The 5,019-nt window shown below is 34.7% G+C and carries 6 protein-coding genes; 5 read left to right on the plus strand and 1 reads right to left on the minus strand.

What is annotated here, in order from left to right; genetic code table 11:
- From MVY38_RS02355 to MVY38_RS02365, 3 genes are all read left to right on the plus strand, one after another.
- Positions 1-466: M23 family metallopeptidase (locus MVY38_RS02355; protein ID WP_297483176.1), on the plus strand; the 466-nt coding region annotated here is incomplete at its 5' end.
- 51 nt (positions 467-517) lie between these two features.
- Positions 518-1,990: a threonine synthase gene (gene thrC / locus MVY38_RS02360; RefSeq protein ID WP_297483178.1), complete on the plus strand. Its 1,473-nt coding sequence runs from the start codon at positions 518-520 to the stop codon at positions 1,988-1,990.
- A gap of 72 nt (positions 1,991-2,062) precedes the next feature.
- Positions 2,063-2,461, plus strand: coding sequence for a hypothetical protein (locus tag MVY38_RS02365; RefSeq protein ID WP_297483181.1), 399 nt, complete (start codon positions 2,063-2,065; stop codon positions 2,459-2,461).
- Positions 2,462-2,473: 12 nt separating this feature from the next.
- Here the strand turns inward: MVY38_RS02365 and MVY38_RS02370 are convergent, their stop codons facing one another.
- The gene (locus MVY38_RS02370; protein ID WP_297483184.1) at positions 2,474-3,232 is read right to left on the minus strand and encodes a pyrroline-5-carboxylate reductase; all 759 of its coding nucleotides are present in this window, start codon (positions 3,230-3,232) and stop codon (positions 2,474-2,476) included.
- Between the two features lie 68 nt (positions 3,233-3,300).
- Between MVY38_RS02370 and MVY38_RS02375 the strand changes: the two genes are divergently transcribed.
- Positions 3,301-4,533 carry a glutamate-5-semialdehyde dehydrogenase gene (locus tag MVY38_RS02375; RefSeq protein WP_297483188.1) on the plus strand — a complete coding sequence of 411 codons (1,233 nt, stop codon included), beginning with the start codon at positions 3,301-3,303 and terminating at the stop codon, positions 4,531-4,533.
- Positions 4,533-5,019: Crp/Fnr family transcriptional regulator (locus MVY38_RS02380; protein ID WP_297483191.1), on the plus strand; the 487-nt coding region annotated here is incomplete at its 3' end. The genes MVY38_RS02375 and MVY38_RS02380, both read left to right, overlap by 1 nt.

A 5,019-nucleotide genomic window follows, 5' to 3' on the forward strand; every position in this document is an offset into this window, starting at 1 on the left:
AAAACAGAAGATTGATCTTAATGAAAAGCTGCCAAAGGTCAAACAGCACGGTAATAGTTACCAGAGTGTCAAGACTATCCGTTACAGAGGACCTAGGACTATTGCACCTTTGAGTAGATATACCATTAGTAAGAAGTATGGTCCATATACTGATCCGATTTATGGCATTAAAATTTTTAATGAGTCAGTATCTTTACGACCAGCGTCACTAAATGCGAAGGTTAAAAATGTAATGAATGGAAGGGTTGTTTATGCTGATAAAACTGCAGTTTTAGATAATATGGTTATCGTTGAGCATAAAAACGGACTACATACAATTTATGCAAATCTTTCTCAAATTGCACCAGACATCAAAAAAGGTAGGAAAATAAGAAAGGGTGCAGTCATAGGACGAGTAAGAGATGAATTGGTTTTTGAAGTAACTCAGAAAAATTACCATATCAACCCAATTCGCCTTTTTAGGTAAAGTGGTGAAATTTTGCTATAATTTCGAAAATAAAAAAGCAGAGAATATAATATGAAATTTATCCAAACTCGTGGTTTTGATGCAAACAAAGCCGAAAAAGTAACTTTTTCTGAGGCTATTTTAAGTCCTATCGCATCTTTTGGTGGTCTTTATGTACCTGAAGAACTCCCTCAGCTCGGAGAAGAGTTTTTAAACAAGCATCTCAACTCTTCATATAAAGAGCTTGCAAAAGATATGCTTTCTCGTTTTGAGATAGACATTGATAGTGCTGTCATAGATGAGGCACTAAATCTTTATGATAAGTTTGATGACGTATCAAATCCTGTACCGGTTGTGAAAGTAAAAGAGAATCTTTACATCTCTGAGCTTTACCATGGGCCTACCCGTGCGTTTAAAGATATGGCACTACAACCTTTTGGTGTTGTACTTTCATCTATTGCACAAAGATTAAATGAAAACTATCTTATTTTAGCTGCTACGAGTGGAGACACAGGCCCAGCGGCGTTAGAGACATTTAAAAACCGTGCAAATGTTAAAGTTGCTTGTATGTATCCTGATGGTGGAACAAGTGATGTGCAACGCTTGCAAATGGTAACAGAAGATGCAAAAAATCTTAAAGTTATTGGTATTCACGGTGTTTTTGATGATGCACAAAATGCGCTAAAACATCTTTTGGCATCGGAGAGTTTTAAAGAGGTACTTGCACAAAAAGATACAAAACTCTCAGCTGCAAACTCTGTAAACTTTGGTCGTATCATTTTTCAAATAATTTACCATATTCATTCATACTTAGAACTTGTGCGTCAAAATGGCATTGTTATGGGTGAAAAAGTTTACCTTAATGTACCAAGTGGAAACTTTGGAAATGCACTTGGTGGTTATTATGCATGGAAAATGGGACTGCCTGTTGCAAAAATCATTATTTCTTCAAACGAGAACAATGTACTGACAAAGCTTATTCGTGATGGAAAGTATGACATAAGAGATTGTGCAGTTGTTGGAACAACTTCTCCTGCTATGGATATTTTAAAATCTTCAAATGTTGAGAGAGTTTTATATGACCTTTTTGGGACACAAAGAACAAAAGAGTTGATGTTTGATTTGGAAGAGCAAAATTTCTACGAACTCACTAGTAAAGAGTTGCATAAACTCCGTGAATATTTTGATGCAGATTTTTGTAATGGTGATGAGGGTAAAAAATATATAAAAGAGATTTTTGAAGAGTATCATTACTTAATGGATCCACATACTGCAACATGTATGAAATCTTATGAGACATGTTCAAACCCTGAAATAAAAACTATTGCATACTCTACAGCAGAGTGGACAAAATTTTCACCAGTTATTGCAAATGCACTTACTGGTGAAAAAGATGCGCAAGACATTAAAGCTTTAGAGTCTATTTCCAAGGTAGCAGGATTAAAAATTCCAACAATGATAAGTGCACTTTTTTCTAAAGAGATCGCTCAAAAGACAATTATAGAAAAAGAGAATATTGAATCTGAAATATTAAAGTTCTTGTAATATTATCTAATATATTTACATTAAGGTATGACTAATGAATACTAATGTAAAATGTTTTTATTAGGATACTTTATGAATGAATTGATGGAAGATACACTAAGAAAAAAGCGAGATATGCTTTATTATAACCAATTAGTAAGGGATGAGCGCAAGAAGAGTGCTAAAAAAAAACAAAAAAGACAGAAAGTTAGTTTTGGCGATCAAAAAGTAGATTTCAGAGATTTTATTTATGTTCCAGAAGAGTGGGCAGGTTTGGCGTATGCTGTTTATACAGTTATTATTCCTTATATCGCAGGAGCTGTATTTCTGTTTTTAGTTATTGCAGGAGGAAATTACGAAAATTTTAAACTTTTAGATATTAATGCTTTTCCAATTGTATGGCTGATTGGATATGAAATTGTTGCTGTTGCTATATTGGTGTGGATTTTAGTACTTTTCCTTAAATATGACGATGACGAAGATGATTATTAAAAAAGAGCTTTTTTAGAGCTCTTTTGCCTTTTCGTACGCTTTTTGCACTGCATTTATGCAGGAGTGTCTTACATTTCCCTCTTCTAAAGCATCATAACCGGCTGCTGTTGTACCTCCAGGGCTCATTACGCCATCTTTTAGTAGTGCAGGGTGAATTGTTTGGATCAACTCTCCAAAACCACCAAAAAGTCCTCTCATAATAGCCATAGCATCATCGCGTTTAAGACCCTGTTTTACAGCTCCATCTGCAAGTGCTTCTGCCATAAGAGCAAGATATGCTGGTCCACTTCCAGCAAGGGCAGTTGCTATGTCTATCTCTTTTTCATTTGCAAGCCAGCGTGTTGTGCCTATTGCGTTTAAAAGCTCTATTGCTTCTTCTTTAAACGCAGCGTCACCGGTAAGTGTTGTCATAGATTTTGAAACACTAGCAGCTAGATTTGGCATGGCTCTTACCACTGCGTTTGTAGCGAGATTTGTTTTTATTTTTTCTATACTTGTTCCAGCTAACACAGAATAGATTATTTTTGCTTTTCCTCGAAGTTTTTGCGAAATTTCTTCTACATTGGCAGGTTTAACACAGAGTATAATGCTCTTATTAGTCATGTCAAAACCATCTAAAAGATATTTTTCTATCTTTATACTAAGAGCATCTTCAAACGCTTGTAGTTTATTTATGTTGCGTCCTACAACCTCTATTTTATAACTATTCTTTAATCCTTGTGCAATACTCAAAGCCATATTGCCATTTCCTATAAATATGATGGTTTTCATAAAAGTCCTAAATATTTTTATGGTAGTATAGCATATTGAAAAAGGTAAACATTTATGGAGTATAAAAAGTGGAACAATTTTTAGCAGAAGCAAAATCTTCGAGTCGGATTTTGGGTAACTTAAGTGGCAGTGAAAAAAATAGAATTTTAAAAGAGATGGCAAATGCTTTGCGTGCAAATACAATGGATTTGATGGAAGCAAACGCAATAGATATGCTTGAGGGTGAAAAAAACAGACTTACATCAGCTTTAATGGATAGACTCTTTTTAGATGAAGAGCGTGTTGAGTCTATGGCAGTTGCTATTGAAGAGATAGCAGCACTTAAAGAGCCTGTTGGCCGTGTGCTTGATGGCTGGATGACAGAGGATGGCTTAAAAATTGAAAAAGTCTCTATTGCTATTGGTGTGATTGGTATTATTTATGAATCGCGTCCAAATGTGACAAGTGATACAGCGGCACTCTGTTTTAAAAGTTCAAATGTATGTGTGCTTAAGGGTGGCAAAGAGGCAGAATTTTCAAATAAGGCTATTGCAAAGGTACTGCAAGCAGTATTGGCAAAAAATAATTTGCCTACATCTTTAATCTCTCTTATTCCTGATAGTTCACGAGAAGGGGTTGCCAAACTCATTAAAATGGATAAATATGTTGATTTGATTATTCCTCGTGGTGGGGCAGGACTTATAAAATATGTAAGTCAAAATGCAACTGTAAGTGTAGTTAAGCACGATAAAGGGGAGTGTCATACTTATATAGATAAAGATGCAAATCTTGACAATGCCATCAAAATTGCCATCAATGCAAAGGTGCAAAGACCAGGTGTTTGTAATGCTATGGAGACACTTTTAGTTGATAAGAAAATAGCAAAAGAGGCTCTTCCTCAGCTCAAAGAGGCATTTGATGCAGCTGGTACCCAACTAAAAGGATGTACTCAAACGCAAGAGATTATTAGCATTGCAAATGCAACAGATGAAGATTTCGATACAGAATATTTGGCAAACATTTTAAATATAAAAGTTGTTGATGGTGTTAATGGTGCAATAGAGCATATAGTGAGATTTGGCTCAGGGCATTCTGAAGCTATTATTACTGAAAACATAACAACAGCAGAGGAATTTTTAAACAGTATTGACGCTGCAGCAGTCTATGTAAATGCTTCCACTCGTTTTACAGATGGTGCTGCATTTGGTTTTGGTGCAGAAGTGGGAATAAGTACAAACAAACTTCATGCTCGTGGACCAATGGGCATAGAAGGCTTAACAACATATAAATATAAAATATATGGAAAAGGGCAGATAAGATAATGTTGTCTATTGATACATTAAAGAAGGTTGGTATATTTCAAAATCTCAATGAGCGAGAGTTGAAACTACTCCTTTCTATCTCAAGAAAAAGAAATTTTGAGCAGGGTGAAGTCCTATTTTATGAAAAAGATAGAGCAAAATACCTCACACTTGTTCTTGATGGAGTTGTAAAAATTTATAAGGTTGATCCTAAAAATAATGAGATTATTTTACACCGTTTTATACCAAATAATTTTGTTGCAGAGATGGCAGTTTTTGAAAAACTTCCCTATCCTGCATCTGCTGCGTTTGAGACAGATGGAAGTATTTTAGAAATTGATTTTGAAAAGTTTAAAGAGTACTTTTTTTTTTTTTTTTTTTTAACATTGGAACTTTTTAAATCACTAACTCAAAAAATAAAATATCTTGACAATGTCATTGCACTTACCGTTGTTCTCGATTCAACGGCAAGAGTTGCAAAGTATATTTGTGAGAATAGTGAAGCTT

The organism is Sulfurimonas sp. (assembly GCF_027056685.1).
In the GTDB taxonomy this organism is placed as follows: Bacteria; Campylobacterota; Campylobacteria; order Campylobacterales; family Sulfurimonadaceae; genus Sulfurimonas.